Raw genomic sequence first — 16,614 nt, 5'->3', positions numbered from 1 at the left:
CGGAGCGGTCTTCGATGTGGGAAACACTGGGCACGGTCCGTGACCTTGGACGTCTGCAGGAAATTGCGGCGGTCCTGATCCGTTATGGGTTCGGTGATCTGGTGCGGCGAATCGGCCTGGCCGATGTGCTCGAGCGTGCAGGTCGCCTGCTGCACTGGGGCGATGACAGCAGCCAGCGGCTGCCGATGACCGCGCCGATGCGTGTGCGCCGTGCGATGGAAGAGCTCGGTCCTACGTTCGTCAAGTTGGGACAGGTGCTGGCTACCCGCGTGGACCTGTTCCCGCCCGAATGGATCGCTGAATTTTCCGAACTGCAGAATGCGGTGCCGGCGCTGCCCTATGCGCAGATCCACGAGCAGTTGAAGCGAGACGTCGGTGGAGAGCCGGCGCAGGTATTTGCATGGCTGGACGAAACGCCGCTGGCCGCCGCCTCGCTGGCGCAGGCGCATCGTGCGCGGCTGCACGACGGCCGCGAGGTCGTACTGAAAGTGCGTCGCCCCGGCATCCGTGACGTCGTCGAGGCGGATCTGCGCCTGTTGGCACGGCTGGCCGAGATCATCGAAGCGCGGCTGCCGGACCTGCGCCGCTATCATCCTGCCGAGGTGGTGCAGCAGTTCACCACATCGCTGCGTCGCGAGCTGGATTTCGCGGCCGAATGCCGCAACGCCGAGCGCATCGCACGCGACTTTGAAGGTCGCCAGGACATCCTGATCCCGCAGGTGCACTGGCAGTGGACCTGCGAGAGCTTGAACGTCCAGGATTTCGTCGACGGCATCTCCGGGCGTGACCTGGCCGGCGTGGATGCCGCCGGGCTGGACCGGCGCCAGCTGGCCAACCGCGGCGCCGATATCGTGCTGAAGATGGTGCTGCAGGACGGCTGTTTCCACGCCGATCCGCACCCGGGCAACATCATCTACCTGCGCGACGGGCGCATCGGGGTGATCGATTTCGGCATGGTGGGTACGCTCTCCGAGTCGCGTCGATTCCAGGTTGCACAGTTGCTGCACGGATTGGTCGAACAAGAGCCGGAGGCCGTCGCCGATATCCTGTTGGACTGGGCGGGCGGCGTAGCGGTGGACGAAGGACGCCTGCAGCAGGACATCAGCCAGTTCGTCGACCGCTATCGCGGTGTCCCGCTGAAGGACCTGCGCATCGGCTTGATGCTCAGTGACATCACCTTGCTGCTGCGCAGCTACAACCTGATGCTGCCGGCGGATCTGGCGCTGATGATCAAGGCCTTCCTGACCCTGGAAGGGATGGGGCGGCAGCTGGATCCCGAATTCGACATGGCCAGTGCCGCGCGCCCGTTCCTGGAGCGTGTGGTGATGCAGCGCTACGCGCCGCGCGCACTGCTGCGGCGGGGACGACGCAGCCTGCTGGGAATGATCGACCTGGCTGGCGAGCTGCCACGTGATCTACGTCGGCTGGTGCAGGCGGCACGCCGCGGTCGCCTGCAGATCAAGGTCGAAACCAATGCGCTGAAGGGTTTCGGCGATCAGGTGAACCAGGCAGCGAACCGGCTGGTGGTGGGCATCATCACCGCAGCGCTGATCATCGGCTCCTCGATCGTCATGCACAGCGTGGGTGGGCTTTCCAGCCGCTGGCTGCTGGTGCTGGGCGTGGGCGGCTTCATCGGCGCAGGGTTGTGCGGGGTGTGGATTCTGTTTTCGATCTGGCGCAGCGGCCGCCGTCGGTGAGGCGGGCGAACGGCTGAGCCCCTCGTGGTGGGTCGGTTGGAGCTCTCTGGGTTTGGCCGGGCGGGAGGGGTTGGTGGGGGACGGCAAGAGCTGCATCCATGCGGGCCTCGTTTCGTGCCATCCATGGCACTCAACGCCCCCACCAACCCCTCCCGCCCGGCCCTGACAGTCCGCGTGTGCGTCCCACCACGCAAAAAGAAAAAGGTAGCGCCGACCCATGGTCGGCGAGCGCAGCGGGCCGTTGGCGGAAACATCGGGCGAACGGCTGAGCCCCTCGTGGTGGGTCGCTTGGAGCTGCCTACTGTGGATGGGCCGGGCGGTGGGGCTGGTCGGGGGACGCGCACAAGTACGTCCATGTAGCGCTCGTTTCGCGCCATCCATGGCGCTCAACGCCCCCGCCCAGCCCCACCGCCCGGCCCTGACAGTCCGCGTGTGCGTCCCACCACGTAAAAAGAAAAAGGTAGCGCCGACCCATGGTCGGCGAGCGCAGCGGGCCCTTGGCGGAAACATTCCGCCGAGCACGGCTCGGCGCTACCGCTTCCGCTTCTGCTCCTTCTTTTTTTGTCCGTGGTGGGCGCACGCGAACCGTCACAGGGCCGGGCGATGGGGCTGGGCGGGGGCGTTGAGCGCCAAGGATGGCGCGAAACGAGGCCAGCATGGATGCAGCCTTTGCCGTCCCCCGCCCAGTCCCATCGCCCGGCCCAATCACCGTAACCCGCTCTCCGCGACCCACCACGAGGGGCCCAGCCGTTCGCCGCCACATCGGAGGCACTTGCGACACGATTGAGTTAGTAGTATTACTACTAACCATGGACACGACGACGCTCTCCGAAACCCAGCAGGCCATCCTGCAGATGATCACCGACCGCATCGAAAGCGATGGCGTGCCGCCGTCGCAGACCGAGATCGCGCGGGCCTTCGGCTTCAAGGGGGTGCGCGCAGCGCAGTATCACCTTGAGGCCCTGGAAGCGGCCGGGGCGATCCGCCGCGTGCCGGGGCAGGCGCGTGGTATCCGGCTGATGCAGGCCCCGCCGTTGAAGCAGGTGGCCGATCCGGCGCTGGATGACAGCGTGCTGCGCCTGCCCGTGCTGGGTCGTGTCGCCGCCGGCCTGCCGATCGGGGCGGACATCGGATCGGACGATTTCGTCGTGCTCGACCGGGTGTTCTTCTCGCCTGCGCCGGATTACCTGCTGAAGGTGCAGGGCGACTCGATGATCGACGAAGGCATCTTCGACGGTGACCTGATCGGCGTGCATCGCACCCGTGATGCGCGCACCGGGCAGATCGTGGTGGCGCGGATCGACGAGGAAATCACCGTCAAGCTGCTGAAGATCGGCAAGGACCGGATCCGCCTGCTGCCGAGAAACCCGGACTATGCGCCGATCGAAGTCCAACCTGACCAGGATTTTTCCATCGAAGGCCTGTACTGCGGCCTGCTGCGACCCAACCGCTGAACATCCCGGGGACGGCTGCCGCTGACGTCTGCGGCGATAATGTTCGACTTGCCCGGCCCGCGTCTCACTCTGTGCGATGAGCGGCCGCTACAGTCTCCCCCGAACCCGAGTTGACCACGATTAAAAAGATGACCACTACTTCAAGGACCAAGACAATGGACGAGAACAAGAAGCGCGCCCTGGCCGCCGCTCTGAGCCAGATCGAAAAGCAGTTCGGCAAGGGTTCGGTGATGCGCATGGGCGACCGCGTTGTCGAGCCTGTCGAGATCATCCCGACCGGTTCGCTGATGCTGGACATTGCCTTGGGCATCGGCGGCCTGCCGAAGGGCCGGGTAGTGGAAATCTATGGCCCGGAATCGTCCGGCAAGACCACGCTGACCCTGCAGGCCATCGCGGAGTGCCAGAAGAAGGGCGGCACGGCAGCGTTCATCGACGCCGAGCATGCGCTGGATCCGATCTATGCCGGCAAGCTGGGCGTCAATGTAGACGACCTGCTGCTGTCGCAGCCGGATACCGGTGAGCAGGCGCTGGAAATCGCCGACATGCTGGTGCGCTCCAACTCGGTGGACATCGTGGTGATCGACTCGGTCGCCGCATTGACGCCGAAGGCGGAAATCGAAGGCGAAATGGGCGACCAGCTGCCGGGTCTGCAGGCCCGTCTGATGAGCCAGGCGCTGCGCAAGCTGACCGGCAACATCAAGCGCTCCAACACGCTGGTGGTGTTCATCAACCAGCTGCGCCACAAGATCGGCGTCATGATGCCGGGCCAGAGCCCGGAAGTGACCACCGGCGGCAACGCGTTGAAGTTCTATGCCTCCGTGCGCTTGGATATCCGCCGTATCGGCGCGATCAAGAAGGGCGACGAGATCATCGGCAACCAGACCAAGATCAAGGTGGTCAAGAACAAGCTGGCGCCCCCGTTCAAGCAGGTCATCACCGAGATCCTGTACGGCGAAGGTATCAGCCGCGAAGGCGAGCTGATCGACATGGGCGTGGAAGCCAAGCTGGTCGAGAAGGCGGGCGCCTGGTACAGCTACGGTGAAGAGCGTATCGGCCAGGGCAAGGACAACGCCCGCGGCTACCTGCGCGACAACCCGAAGGTCGCCCAGAAGCTGGAAGCGGAACTGCGTGAGAAGTTCCAGCCGGCCGAGGCGCCCAAGGAAGCGGGCGACGAAGACGACGCCGAAGAAGCGTAAGCAGTGCCTGCGGGGCAGGGCGGCGCCGTCAGTGACGTCGCCCTGTCCCGCAGCTCTTGATGCCCGTTGGTCGGGTGGCGTGACGCCACGACGCTGACGGAAGGATGTGGACATGCACGACGAAACCGAACCGCCCGCCGCTCCGGCCCGCAAGCGCCGACGGCCTGAGCTGACGCCGCTGCAACGCGCGCTGGGCCTGCTGGTGCGGCGCGAGCACTCGCGCAAGGAGCTCGGCCGGAAGCTGGTGGCCCGCGGCATCGAACCCGAGCAGGCCCAGGCCGCCGTGGACCGGCTGACCAGCGAAGGCTGGCAGGACGATGAGCGCTTTGCGGAAACACTGGTGCGCAACCGCGCCAATGGCGGCTATGGCCCGCGCCATATCCTCGCCGAGCTGGGTACCCACGGTCTGGACAGCGACGCCGTGAGTGCGGCAATGGATCGGTACGAAGGGGATTTCCTCGACAACGCCCGCGACCTGGTTCGCCGTCGATTCGGCGAGGAAGGACCGCAGGATCTGCCCCAGCGGCGCAAGGCTGCCGACCTGCTGGCCCGCCGCGGGTTCGATGGCGACACCATCCGCCGCGCGACCCGCTTCGATGCAGAGGACTGAGCGGCGCTGGCCTGTTACCCTTCAGAGTTTCGGAGGTCCGAAATCCGACCCTGGCCAGTGTGGCTGGCGGCGGTGGCTCTCCGGCCCGCAGACTGCCAGCCCCCATGACCGCATCCGCCAAATTCACCACCTCCCAGATCCGCAGTGATTTCCTTGAGTTCTTCAAGGGAAAGGGGCACACCATCGTGCCGTCGGCCCCCTTGGTGCCCGGCAATGACCCGACCCTGCTGTTCACCAATTCCGGCATGGTCCAGTTCAAGGACGTGTTCCTCGGTGCGGAAAAGCGCAGCTACGTGCGCGCCGCCGATGTGCAGCGCTGCCTGCGTGCGGGTGGCAAGCACAACGACCTGGACCAGGTCGGCTACACCGCACGTCACCACACCTTCTTTGAAATGCTGGGCAACTGGTCCTTCGGCGACTATTTCAAGAAGGATGCGATCGCGTGGGCGTGGGAGCTGCTGACCCAGGTCTGGAAGCTGCCGGCCGATCGCCTGCTGGTCACTGTCTACCAGACCGATGACGAAGCCTATGCACTGTGGCGCGACATGGTGGGCATCCCTGAAGAGCGCATCGTGCGCATCGGCGACAACAAGGGCGCCCCGTACGCCTCGGACAATTTCTGGCAGATGGCCGACACCGGGCCGTGCGGTCCCTGCACGGAAATCTTCTATGACCATGGCGATCATATCGCCGGTGGTCCGCCGGGTTCGCCGGACGAAGACGGTGACCGCTTCATCGAAATCTGGAACCTGGTGTTCATGCAGTTCGATCGCCAGCCCGATGGCACGCTGATCCCGCTGCCCGCGCCGTGCGTGGATACGGGCATGGGCCTGGAACGGTTGGCGGCGATCCTGCAGCACGTGCATACGAACTATGAAATCGACCTGTTCCAGGCGCTGATCCGCAAGGCCAGCGAGCTGACCGGCATGGGCGATCTGGAAAACAAGTCGCTGCGCGTGATCGCCGATCACATCCGCGCCTGTTCCTTCCTGATCGTGGACGGCGTGCTGCCGTCCAACGAAGGCCGCGGCTACGTGCTGCGCCGTATCATCCGCCGCGCACTGCGCCATGGCTGGTTGCTCGGCGTGCGCCAGCCGTTCTTCAGCAAGTTGGTGCCCACGCTGGTGGAGCAGATGGGTGTGGCCTATCCGGAGCTGCCGGCCACGGCCGACACCGTGACCCGTGCGCTGAAGGCTGAGGAAGAGCGCTTCGCTGAAACGCTCGATGCCGGCATGAAGATCTTCGAAGACATCGCCAGCCGTGCCAGCAACAAGGTGATTCCGGGTGTCGATGCCTTCCGCCTGTTTGACACGTATGGCTTCCCGCTGGACCTGACTGCCGATATCGCCCGCGAGCGCGACATGACCGTGGACACGGCGGGGTTCGATGCGGCGATGGAACAACAGCGCGAAACCGCGCGCGCCGCGGGCAAGTTCGGTGGCGGCGTGTCGCTTCCGGCTGATCTGGTGGCCACGCTGAAGCCGACCGTGTTCCTGGGCTATGACGCGTTGCAGTCCGATGGCCTGCGCGTGGTGGCCCTGCTGAAGGACGGTCGCCCGGTACAGGCCGTGCAGGCCGGTGATGCGGTCATCGTGCTGACCGAGCAGACGCCGTTCTATGCCGAATCCGGTGGCCAGGTGGGCGATACCGGGGTGCTGTCGGCCAACGGCGTGCGCGTGGACGTAGCGGAAACGCAGAAGTTCGCGGGGCAGTTCCATGGCCATGTCGGCACGCTGGCCGAAGGCAGCCTGAAGGTCGGCGACGTGCTGGCCGGGCAGGTCGATGCCGAGCGCCGTGGCGCCACCATCCTCAACCACTCCGCCACGCACCTCCTGCATGCCGCCCTGCGCGAAGTGCTGGGTACCCACGTGCAGCAGAAGGGCTCGCTGGTGGCTCCGGATCGCCTGCGCTTCGACTTTTCGCATTTCCAGCCGATCAGCGCCGAAGAACTGGCGATCATCGAGCGCAAGGTCAACCAGCAGGTACGCATCAACAACGCCGTTGAAGTGCACAACATGGGCATGCAGGAAGCGCTGGACTTCGGCGCAATGGCCCTGTTCGGCGAGAAGTACGGCGAGAACGTGCGCGTCCTGAAGATGGGTGACTACTCGACGGAGCTGTGTGGTGGCACGCACGTCAGCCGCACCGGTGACATCGGTCTGTTCAAGATCACGTCCGAGGGCGGCGTGTCGTCCGGCGTGCGTCGCATCGAGGCCGTGACCGGCCAGGGTGCGCTGGACCATGTGGATGCCGAAGAAGCGCGTCTGGCCGAAGCCGCCCATCTGCTGGGTGGCAGCGCGGCCGATGTGGTGGAAAAGATCCGCGTGCAGGTCGCACGGCAGAAACAGCTGGAACGTGAGCTTGAATCGTTGAAGGCCAAGCTGGCCGCCGGTGCCACGGCGGACCTCTCGTCGCAGGCGGTGGACGTGGCCGGAGTGAAGCTGCTGGTCGCCCGGCTTGAAGGCTTTGACGCAAAAGCCCTGCGTGATGCGGTGGATCGCCTGAAGCAGCAGCTGGGTGATGCCGTGATCCTGCTGGCCGGCACCCAGGACGGCAAGGCAGCGCTGGTCGCTGGCGTGAACGGCAGTGCAACCGGCAGGGTCAAGGCGGGGGAACTGTTGGCCCACGTTGCCAGTCAGATCGGGGGCAAGGGCGGCGGTCGCCCGGACTTGGCCCAGGGTGGTGGTGAGGACGGGCCCGCCCTTGCATCTGCATTGGCGGCGGTTGCCGATTGGGTCGAGCCGCGTCTCGTATGAACCGCAGCCCTCTCGTGCCTTGTGGCTGCGGGAGGGCTGACGGTACCATTGGCCATCTTTTTCCCTTAAACGTGGGGCGGGCCTTGAGGGTCTGCCAGGCCGGTGGGGGATACCCTTCCACACGGTTTCATGGAGAATTACTGCAATGTTGATCTTGACCCGCCGCGTTGGCGAAACCCTGATGATCGGCGACTCGGTCAGCGTTACTGTGCTCGGCGTCAAGGGCAACCAGGTCCGTATCGGCATCACGGCGCCGAAGGATGTGGCCGTCCATCGCGAAGAAATCTACCAGCGCATCCAGCGCGGAGATGACGCTCCGACCAGCAGTGAAGATTCTGCTGAATAAGGCTTTACCTGCGGCCGCGAAAAACGTTATTATTCGCGTCCCCGCTGCGGAGTACTTCTCCACCAGCGGTTGCACCACCCCGGAGCGATGCCCGAGCGGCTGAAGGGGCTCCCCTGCTAAGGGAGTATAGGGTCAAAAACTCTATCGAGGGTTCGAATCCCTCTCGCTCCGCCACATACGAAAACGCCTGCAGAGTTGATCTGCAGGCGTTTTTTTTGCCTTCAGCCAGCGCACGCGCCGTGCCCCGCGGTGTTGAGAGTTGACCCGGTGGTCGAGCCGCCGAGCATTACGCCGCGCAACCGAGTCTCTGCATGTCGACGCCGTTGACGTCAGTGGACTGCAATACACTGGGCTTCGTCGTCCCGATGGTCCTGGTAGCGCCTTGAACGCTTCATCCGAAACCGAAGTGCCTGACTCGCTGATCTGCGTCGCCCTGCTGGAGGACGACGACATGCTGCGCGACCGGGTGCTGTTGCCGGGGCTGCGGCGCCATGGTTTCAACGTACTGCCCATGCGTACTGTGGCCGAACTCGAACAGGTGCTGCAGCACCGTCGGTTGGACCTGATCGTGCTGGATATCGGTCTACCTGATGGCGATGGTCTGGTTGTGACCCGTGATCTGCAGCAGCGCTTCCCTGGCCTTGGCATCGTCATCCTGAGTGGCCGTGGCAGCGCCCCGGACATGGTGCAGGGACTGAGCCAGGGCGCCGATGCGTATCTGGCCAAACCGGTGGAAATCGAGATGCTGGCGGCGACGCTGTTCAGTGTCGCGCGGCGGCTGCAGCGGGTCGCCGTCGGTGCGACGGTTGCCGCGGAGCGTGATATGACCAGTGCCCCGGCCGCCGCGGACTGGGTCCTGCAGGATGATGGCTGGTGCCTGTTCGCACCGGATGGCAGTGCGCTTGCCTTGACCAGCTCCGAGCGGCGTGTGCTGTTGTGCCTGTGGCGCACGCGCGGACGGCTGGTGCAGCGCGATGCCTTGCTGGCGACCCTGGGCGGCGAGCTCGGCATGGAGATCGACCCGCATCGGCTGGATGTGCTGCTGCACCGGTTGCGGCAGAAAGTGCTGGAGCGCACAGGCAGTGCGCTGCCCCTTACCTCGATTCGTGGGCAGGGGTATCTGCTGATGCCTGTGGCAGGCGCAGGCTGAAACACGCCCCCACCGCGCGTGTGCTGTCCACGCTGATCGTGCCCCCGGCGTCGCGTGCCATTTCCCACGCTACCGCCAGCCCCAGGCCGGTGCCCTGGCCGGTCGGCTTGGTGGTGTAGAAGGCTTCGAATACACGCGCGGCGACGTCCGGGCTCATGCCGGTGCCGGTGTCGGCCAACTCCAGCAGTGTCCAGGTGCCTTCGTGCTGGATGCTGATCGAAAAACAACCGCCGGCGGGCATCGCATCGCGCGCATTGGCGGCGAAGTTGAGCAGGACCAGTTCGAACTGGCTGCGATCCAGACGAACCGTGCACGGCTGTGCGGGGACGGTCACCTCCAGTGCCACGCCGGGGCCGAGCAGCTGGCGCAGCATCGGCCGCAGCTCCTGCACGGCGTGGCCGACGTCGAACACCACCGGCACCAACAGGTCCTGGCGGCTGAAACTGAGCAGCTTGCGGGTCACGCTGATGCCACGTTGGGCGGCCTGTTCGACGCCTTCCAGCGCATCGGCCAGCTGCGGTGCCTCGCTGGCAGCATCGAAATCCAGTTCATGGATGCGGTGGCGCAGCGAGGCGTGGCCGATGATGCTGCCCAGGATGTTGTTGAAGTCATGCGATATGCCGCTGGTGAGCTGGCCGACCGTCTCGATCTTCTGCATGTGCAGCAGCCGCTGCTGCACGCGTTCGCGTTCGCGCATCTCCTCGCGCATCCGCCGTGCGGCATGTTGCGCGCGCGCCAATCCTTCGCGCAGCGCGGCGACGGTCCGGTCCAGCACCAAGGTGATCATCAGGTAGCTCAGTGCAAGCGATGGCAGGTTCTGGAACCGGCTGCCGCTGCCCGACGGCGGCTGCCCCCACGGGCTGCCCATGCCCAGCACGAACATCAGCGGGATGCAGGCGTAGACACTCCACAGCGCACCGCGACCGATCACCAGCGCGGCCAGGGTTAGCAGCAGCATCGGGTAAGGATCGAAGGCCTGCAATTGGTAACCGAAGGCGAGGTTGGCGATGAGCGCGCAGCACATCGTGACCGCGATGAACATGGCCGTGCCGGGCTTGACCAGCCCGCGGCGGATCATCACCACACCGCTCCACGCTGCCACCGTCATTGCGGAATCGGTGCCGATATCCACCGCCAACTGCGCGGCGCTCATCTGTATCTCGTAGGTAAGCAGGTGATAGAGCTTGTTGAGCGGTATTTCCACGCCCAGGAAAATCAACAGGATCTGCAGTGCCGGCGCGTTGCGGCGGTCAATCGGATCAGCCACCGGCACGCGGCGCAGCCATGCCGCCGCCCGGCGCCATGGCGCCCACGTGACCCGCTGCAGTCCAGGCATCCCCATGCGGTGAGTCTAGCGTGAGGAAGCAGAGAGAATGCGTGCATTGAAGCGACGTCGTCGCTGTCGGTAAATCGAGGTACGGAACGCGTCGGCCAAGGGGGCCCGGTGCGGCCAACCCTTCCTCCGGACAACCCACATGACCAGCCGAATCAAGCCGATCGCCCGCGTCGGGCAGCGTTCCCTGCGCCGCAGTCTGAGCGCCCCGTCTTTCAGTTCGTTGACAGCCGCATTGCTGCTGGCGCTGTCCTCGCTGGCGACCGCCGCCGAGCCGACGGCCGCCGATACGGCCGCCGTGCAGGCTGACGCCGATCCCGTGGTCACGCCTGCATCGGTCGATGCGGCCAACCGTTACTTCGCGGCAGACGGCGAAGAAGACGATACCGACGACGCCACGGCGGTCGGCACGCATGCGATCGGGATCGGTGCCAGCGCGGCGGCGGACGGCAACTTCGGTGTGGCCATTGGTCCGCGTTCGCTGGTGACCGACGCCTACGGCATCGCCATCGGCCACCGCACGACCGCCGGCAACACCGCCATCGCGATGGGTGACGGCGCGGCAGCCACTGGCCAGTCGGCCGTGGCGATCGGCGGGAGTTTCTTCGGCAGTTCCTTCGGTGACTCGGACGGCGCGCTGAGCAGCGGCTTCGGGTCCGTGGCAGTGGGCTCGGTGGCTACCGCAACGGGTAACACGTCCACGGCGGTCGGCTGGTCGGCCGTTGCCGAAGGCGACAACGGCACCGCATTGGGCTCCGGCTCGCGGGCACAAGGCCTGTATTCGGTGGGCGTGGGCGCTTCAGCGGCCGGCAACGGTGTTCAATCCACTGCAGTGGGTTACGGCGCCTATGCCAACAATGACGTCGCGGTGGCGCTGGGCAGCTTCGCCGAGGCGACCGGCTTTGCCTCGCTGGCCGCCGGTTGGTCCAGCCAGGCTGCAGGCGATGGTGCGGTGGCCCTGGGTGAAACCGCACTGGCCCAAGGGCAGCAGAGCATCGCGATCGGGTCCAGCAGCGCGGGCATCTACACACAGGCCAATGGACTCGGCTCGGTGACCGTCGGTGCAGGCTCGTGGGCACTGTCGGACTATGGCGTGGCGATGGGGTATGACAGTCACGCCGATGGCATGTATGCCACCGCCCTGGGTGGGCAGGCATTGGCCACCGACAACAGCGCAAGCGCATTGGGTGCGATGAGCTTCGCCGCTGCAGAAGAAGCGACGGCAGTGGGCTACGTCGCCAGCGCCAACGGGGTCGGCGCCACGGCATTGGGCGCCGGTGCGACCGCATTGAGTGACGGCTCGTTGGCCTTGGGCCAGAACGCGGCGGCGACGGGCTTGGGCAGCATCGCGCTGGGCGCAGGCAGCGTGGCCGAGCGGGATAACACGGTCTCGATCGGCAGCGAAGGGGCTGAGCGCCAGCTCACCCGGGTCGCGGCCGGTAGCGAAGATACCGATGCGGTGAACGTTGCGCAGTTCCGTGCGCTCTCCACCGTGCTCGGCAGCAGCGATGAAGCGCTGCGGGCCAACCTGGGGCTCACGGTTGCCGCGTTGGGTGGTCGCATCGCCGACGATGGCGCTTTCGTGGCGCCGGCGTACAGCGTGCAGGGCAATGTGTTCAATTCGGTGGATACCGCCTTCGCTGCACTGGACAGCGCGTGGACCCGGTTGGACCAACGCGTCACTGCCGTGGAATCGCGTCCGCAGGGCGGCGCCGGCAGCCCCGGTGTAGCAGTGGGCGGCGATGACAGTGCAAGCATCGCGGCAGGCAGCAATGCCGTGGCCATCGGCTCGGGTGCCAGTGCGGGCGGGCAGAATGCCACCGCCGTCGGTGCGGGTGCCGTGGCTGTGGGTCCGAACGACACGGCGCTGGGCGCCAATGCGCGGGTGCTCGCGGATGGCAGCACGGCGGTAGGGGCCAACAGCACGATCAGTGCAACGGCGACGAACGCGGTAGCGGTGGGCGAGGGCAGCCAGGTCAGCGCCGCCTCGGGTACCGCGCTCGGCCAAGGTGCCAGCGTCACGGCCAGCAACGCCGTTGCAGTGGGGCAGGGCAGTGTCGCCGACCGTGCCAATACGGTATCGGTCGGCAGCAGCGGCAATGACCGACAGGTCGCTCACGTGGCGGCAGGCACTGCTGGCACCGACGCGGTCAACGTGACCCAGATGCAGGCCGCTGATCGCCAGTCGGTGAGCACGGCCAACGCGTACACCGATGGTCGTTTCAACGCGCTCGACAGCACGCTGGATGATCGCTTCGAACGGATGGGCACCGACCTCGACCGACGCCTCGGCAAGCAGGACCAGCGCATGGACCGGATGGGCGCGATGAGCTCGGCGATGATGAACATGGCGATCAACGCAGCAGGCAGCCGCAGTCCGCGTGGTCGTGTGGCCGTCGGCGCCGGTTGGCAGGGCGGGGAGAACGCGCTGTCGGTCGGCTACGCCAAGCAGATCAGCGAGCGCGCCAGCTTCAGCCTCGGCGGTGCCTTCAGTGGCAGTGACAACTCGGCCGGCATCGGCTTCGGCATCGACCTGTAACCCGCATCGCCTGCATGGCGGTGGCTCCCTGCTGCCGCCAGCCCCTTCCTCGGAGAGAAACAGATGAGCAAGCGTTCCACGATGCTGCGCCGCAGCCTGCTGACGGCTGCGCTGCTGTCCGCACTGCCGGCCGTCCATGCCGCCCAACCGCGGTTTTCCACGCTGCAGACCGGCAGTACGACCCAGCCCACGGCGCTGTATGACGGATTGATTGTCACCTACCGCACTGGCACCACCGCACGCACCAGTGCCAGCGCCGCCGCCAGCCGCTTGAGCACCGTCATGGGCAGCAGCACGGTGCGCGCGCAGTGGAGCAGCCAGTACAAACAGGCACCGCCGGTGCTGACCCGCGTGCGTCGACTGGGTGTGGGCGCCGATCTGGTACGGCCCAGCCGCATCCTGACCCAGGGCCAGGTAGACAGTCTGGTGCAGCAGTTGAAGGCTGATCCCAACGTGGCCCATGTCGAGCCGAACCTGATGCTGAAGGCCATCCGCAGCACGGCCAGCACCGTGCTTGCTCCCGGTGCGACCGTACCCAACGATCCCAACTTCAAGGTGCAGTGGCACATGCGTGCGGCGGACGGCACGCTGGAGCGGGTGGAGCCGGATACCAGCATCACGGCACCCAACCGTGGCGGCATCGATGTGATCCCGGCATGGGAGCTGGGCGATGGCGAAGGCATCACCGTCGCTGTGATCGACACCGGCATCACCCAGCATCCGGACCTGGACCTGTCGCTGGCCAACGCGGGCTACGACTTCATCAGCAATGCGTTCGTGTCCGGGCGTGCCACCGATGGCCGCGTTGCGGGCGGTTGGGACACCGGCGACTGGACCACCGACCCCAAGTTCCTCGTCGCCAATGGCGGTTGTGTGCAGGAGCAGGAAGCCACTGACAGCAGTTGGCACGGCACGCACGTGGCCGGCACCATCGCGGAGTTGACCAACAATGGCGTAGGCATGGTCGGGGTTGCACCGAAGGCCAAGGTGCTGCCGATCCGCGCGCTGGGCCACTGTGGCGGCAGCACGGCGGATATCGCCGATGCCATCACCTGGGCATCGGGCGGCCATGTGGATGGCGTGCCGGACAACCAGAATCCGGCCGAGGTCATCAACATGAGCCTGGGCGGCAGCGGCGTCTGCACCGCCGACAGCGTGACGGCACAGGCGATTGCCGGTGCGATGTCGCGCGGCACGGTGGTGGTGGTCGCCGCCGGCAATTCGAACGTGGATGCGGCGTCCTTCACGCCGGCGAGCTGCCCGGGCGTCATCAACGTGGCCGCCACCGGCATCACCGGCAAGCGCGCTTCTTACTCCAACTACGGCAACAGCATCACCCTGTCGGCGCCCGGCGGTGGCGCGTACACCAACGATGATCCGTCTACCGGTACGACGGCACGTGCCGGCTACATCTGGTCCACGCTCAACACCGGCTCGCACGGGCCAGAAACCCCCACGTATGCGGGTTACACCGGGACCTCGATGGCCGCCCCCCACGTCGCCGGCGTGGCAGCCTTGGTGTTCAGCGCCGCATACACTGCCAACCGTCCGCTGCCGACACCGCGCGAAGTGCGTGACATCCTCACCCAGACGTCCAAGGTGTTTCCGGTCAAGCCGATTCTGCGCATCGGCGCGGGCCTGCTGGATGCACGGCAGGCTGTCGCGCGGGCGGCCGGTGTTTCCGCTGGCGGAGACGAAGGTAGCGCGGTGACCCTGGCACGCGGTGCGTCTGCCAGCCAGCTCACTGCTGCGCAGGGCGCATGGCAGCTGTACCGCGTGGACGTGCCGGCTGGCGCGCGAAATCTGCAGATCCGCACGCTGGGCGGCAGCGGGCAGCTGAAGATGTACGTACGCACCACCCGCGCACCGGAACGCGATGGCACTGGCGCGGATATCAGTGCGGTGCGCGCCGGCACGACGCAGAACATGCAGGCCGCGTTGCCGGTGGCGGATTCGTACTTCATCCGGTTGGTGGGCGGCACCGGCGGGTATCGCGCGGTGACGTTGACGGCGACCTACACCGCCCCGTGACGGACGCAGGTCATGCCGGCTGATGGTCGGCATGATGCGGTGCGGCCCGCTGCGCTCGCCGACCATGGGTCGGCGCTACCAAGGCCACGGTAGCGCCGAGCCGTGCTCGGCGGCCGACTGAAGTCGGCTCTACCTTGCGATGCCGGCTCAGCCTGGCGCAGGCTTTTCGTAGTCATCCGGGGTGGCGTGGCCCTCCTGCTCGGGCATGTCGCGTTCTTTCCAGCGTGCGCCGTCGTTGCGCAACTTGTCCGGCGTGTCCGCCTGGTTCTGATCGTCTTCTTCGTTGCCCGGATTGGTCGGCGATTGTTTGTTCATGGCACCCTCCGTGTTGTGACACGGATCGTGCAGCCCGGGTCGTTAAGCGGACGAGTCCGTCGCATGAACGCGGTGCGGGCATGGAAGGCGGACAGACCCGGCACGGACAAAGCCGTGTGTGGGACGCGTGGACGCCGCTGGCGGGACGGTGCGCTACGCTTCTTTGCCGCAGGGGGGGGGCATGCGCTGCCTCACCCAACACAAGGAGCACGGACGATGTGGATCTACAGGGCGACCGCGATGGCGGTTTTCGGGGTGACAGGCTTGTATGCGGGCACTGCAACGGGCGCGACCTGCGCGGAGAGTTTCCAAGCGGTGGGTGACCCGCGCAACGGCATGCGCTATGCGGCCAGTCGGACCATTCCCGGCATCAGCATGGCCAGTGCGCTTGGCCAGGTGCGCAGCATGGCGCTCAGTGTCGGCTTTGAAGCCAGTGGCGACGTCATCACGCCCGAGGACGGCACGATTCTGTTGACCCAGCGCAAAGGCGTCACCATTCCGGTCATCACCGCGGTCCAGGTCCAGCCCAGCGGCGAAGTGTTCGTGACGGTCAAGCTCGCGCGCGGTCAGCTGGTGCGCGATGAAGACGCGAAGACCGGCCTGTGCACCCAGTTGCTGGACAAGATCAAGCCGGGCAAGGAGGGCGAAGCAATCGCCGAGGCTGCGCGTCGTGCCAGCCGTTTCGATGAGCCTGTGTCTGTCGACGCGCAGGCGCTATCAGGTGAGCTCGGCAAAGAGGCGGGTCGCCTGGGACGTTCGATCAGCACGGCGCCGATCCGGGGGTTGTTCAGTGGCAAGAATGCCGGCGATGCAAGTGAACTGATGCTGCCCTTCGCGGCCAAGTACATGGGCCGCCGCTACATCGTCGACGGCACCGTCTATACAATCGGACCCAACCGCTTCACCCAGCGGGTCGAGCTGGATTATCTGGTGACCCAGCCGAAGGGCCTGCTGGGACTGCGCGGCTCTGCGGATTTCAACGGCGGAAACTTCGGGGTGCAGTGCCAGTTGGCGCCTGACCAGCGCCTGCTCGCGGGAACCCTCAAAGGCCGCGACAAGGTGCGCCTGGTCGGTACCGTGCACGACATCAACACCGGTGGCGTCGTCCTCGGTGACTGTCGGCAGGTTCGATAAGGGTGTCGACGACGTGCAGGCGGGTGGCAGGCATTGCCCGCCACCCGGACGAC

12 protein-coding genes and 1 tRNA gene are annotated in these 16,614 nt (G+C 66.1%); 11 read left to right on the top strand and 2 right to left on the bottom strand.

Annotated elements, in window-relative coordinates; genetic code table 11:
- Positions 1–14 precede the first annotated feature (14 nt).
- The 8 genes from ubiB to ABRP17_RS02240 all read left to right on the top strand — a co-directional run bounded on the left by ubiB (position 15) and on the right by ABRP17_RS02240 (position 9,209).
- Positions 15–1,697 (top strand): 2-polyprenylphenol 6-hydroxylase, encoded by a 1,683-nt coding sequence (gene ubiB, locus ABRP17_RS02275; protein WP_188324409.1) that lies wholly within the window; start codon positions 15–17, stop codon positions 1,695–1,697.
- 809 nt (positions 1,698–2,506) lie between these two features.
- A complete protein-coding gene (gene lexA / locus ABRP17_RS02270; protein WP_192080535.1) occupies positions 2,507–3,151 on the top strand; it encodes a transcriptional repressor LexA in 645 nt (214 codons plus the stop codon).
- A gap of 155 nt (positions 3,152–3,306) precedes the next feature.
- On the top strand, positions 3,307–4,347 hold the full coding sequence (recA, locus tag ABRP17_RS02265; protein ID WP_188324407.1) for a recombinase RecA: 1,041 nt from the start codon (positions 3,307–3,309) through the stop codon (positions 4,345–4,347).
- 112 nt (positions 4,348–4,459) lie between these two features.
- On the top strand, positions 4,460–4,957 hold the full coding sequence (recX, locus tag ABRP17_RS02260) for a recombination regulator RecX (RefSeq protein WP_188324406.1): 498 nt from the start codon (positions 4,460–4,462) through the stop codon (positions 4,955–4,957).
- Positions 4,958–5,061: 104 nt separating this feature from the next.
- Positions 5,062–7,713 (top strand): alanine--tRNA ligase, encoded by a 2,652-nt coding sequence (alaS, locus tag ABRP17_RS02255; RefSeq protein WP_349985945.1) that lies wholly within the window; start codon positions 5,062–5,064, stop codon positions 7,711–7,713.
- Positions 7,714–7,858: 145 nt separating this feature from the next.
- Complete coding sequence (gene csrA, locus ABRP17_RS02250; protein ID WP_349985946.1) at positions 7,859–8,059, top strand: carbon storage regulator CsrA; 201 nt, start codon at positions 7,859–7,861, stop codon at positions 8,057–8,059.
- 81 nt (positions 8,060–8,140) lie between these two features.
- Positions 8,141–8,233, top strand: a tRNA-Ser gene (locus ABRP17_RS02245).
- 208 nt (positions 8,234–8,441) lie between these two features.
- Positions 8,442–9,209 carry a response regulator transcription factor gene (locus ABRP17_RS02240; protein WP_349985947.1) on the top strand — a complete coding sequence of 256 codons (768 nt, stop codon included), beginning with the start codon at positions 8,442–8,444 and terminating at the stop codon, positions 9,207–9,209.
- Here ABRP17_RS02240 and ABRP17_RS02235 read toward each other — a convergent pair.
- Positions 9,154–10,551, bottom strand: a complete 1,398-nt coding sequence (locus ABRP17_RS02235; protein ID WP_349985948.1) for an ATP-binding protein — start codon at positions 10,549–10,551, stop codon at positions 9,154–9,156. The genes ABRP17_RS02240 and ABRP17_RS02235 overlap by 56 nt on opposite strands.
- Positions 10,552–10,684: 133 nt before the next feature.
- Here ABRP17_RS02235 and ABRP17_RS02230 point away from each other — a divergent pair, with 133 nt between their 5' ends.
- Entirely contained in the window at positions 10,685–13,081 is a 2,397-nt protein-coding gene (locus ABRP17_RS02230; RefSeq protein WP_349985949.1) for a YadA-like family protein, read from the top strand.
- Positions 13,082–13,144: 63 nt separating this feature from the next.
- Entirely contained in the window at positions 13,145–15,112 is a 1,968-nt protein-coding gene (locus ABRP17_RS02225; protein WP_349985950.1) for a S8 family serine peptidase, read from the top strand.
- A gap of 147 nt (positions 15,113–15,259) precedes the next feature.
- On the opposite strand, the gene ABRP17_RS02220 is transcribed toward ABRP17_RS02225, so the two are convergent.
- Positions 15,260–15,427, bottom strand: a complete 168-nt coding sequence (locus ABRP17_RS02220) for a hypothetical protein (RefSeq protein ID WP_188324395.1) — start codon at positions 15,425–15,427, stop codon at positions 15,260–15,262.
- 216 nt (positions 15,428–15,643) lie between these two features.
- Between ABRP17_RS02220 and ABRP17_RS02215 the strand changes: the two genes are divergently transcribed.
- The gene (locus tag ABRP17_RS02215; protein ID WP_349985951.1) at positions 15,644–16,561 is read left to right on the top strand and encodes a hypothetical protein; all 918 of its coding nucleotides are present in this window, start codon (positions 15,644–15,646) and stop codon (positions 16,559–16,561) included.
- Positions 16,562–16,614: the final 53 nt, after the last annotated feature.

This window comes from Stenotrophomonas sp. WHRI 8082, from assembly GCF_040223995.2.
In the GTDB taxonomy this organism is placed as follows: domain Bacteria; phylum Pseudomonadota; class Gammaproteobacteria; order Xanthomonadales; family Xanthomonadaceae; genus Stenotrophomonas.
This window is presented reverse-complemented; position numbering and strand designations above follow the sequence as displayed.

What these genes read in the sequence shown, in the direction of transcription:
- csrA (WP_349985946.1), top strand. Translation starts at nt 7,859, where the DNA reads ATGTTGATCTTGACCCGCCGCGTTGGCGAAACCCTGATGATCGGCGAC.
- ubiB (WP_188324409.1), top strand. Translation starts at nt 15, where the DNA reads ATGTGGGAAACACTGGGCACGGTCCGTGACCTTGGACGTCTGCAGGAA.
- ABRP17_RS02220 (WP_188324395.1), bottom strand. Translation starts at nt 15,427, where the DNA reads ATGAACAAACAATCGCCGACCAATCCGGGCAACGAAGAAGACGATCAG.
- ABRP17_RS02235 (WP_349985948.1), bottom strand. Translation starts at nt 10,551, where the DNA reads ATGGGGATGCCTGGACTGCAGCGGGTCACGTGGGCGCCATGGCGCCGG.
- ABRP17_RS02215 (WP_349985951.1), top strand. Translation starts at nt 15,644, where the DNA reads ATGTGGATCTACAGGGCGACCGCGATGGCGGTTTTCGGGGTGACAGGC.
- ABRP17_RS02225 (WP_349985950.1), top strand. Translation starts at nt 13,145, where the DNA reads ATGAGCAAGCGTTCCACGATGCTGCGCCGCAGCCTGCTGACGGCTGCG.
- recX (WP_188324406.1), top strand. Translation starts at nt 4,460, where the DNA reads ATGCACGACGAAACCGAACCGCCCGCCGCTCCGGCCCGCAAGCGCCGA.
- lexA (WP_192080535.1), top strand. Translation starts at nt 2,507, where the DNA reads ATGGACACGACGACGCTCTCCGAAACCCAGCAGGCCATCCTGCAGATG.
- ABRP17_RS02230 (WP_349985949.1), top strand. Translation starts at nt 10,685, where the DNA reads ATGACCAGCCGAATCAAGCCGATCGCCCGCGTCGGGCAGCGTTCCCTG.
- alaS (WP_349985945.1), top strand. Translation starts at nt 5,062, where the DNA reads ATGACCGCATCCGCCAAATTCACCACCTCCCAGATCCGCAGTGATTTC.
- recA (WP_188324407.1), top strand. Translation starts at nt 3,307, where the DNA reads ATGGACGAGAACAAGAAGCGCGCCCTGGCCGCCGCTCTGAGCCAGATC.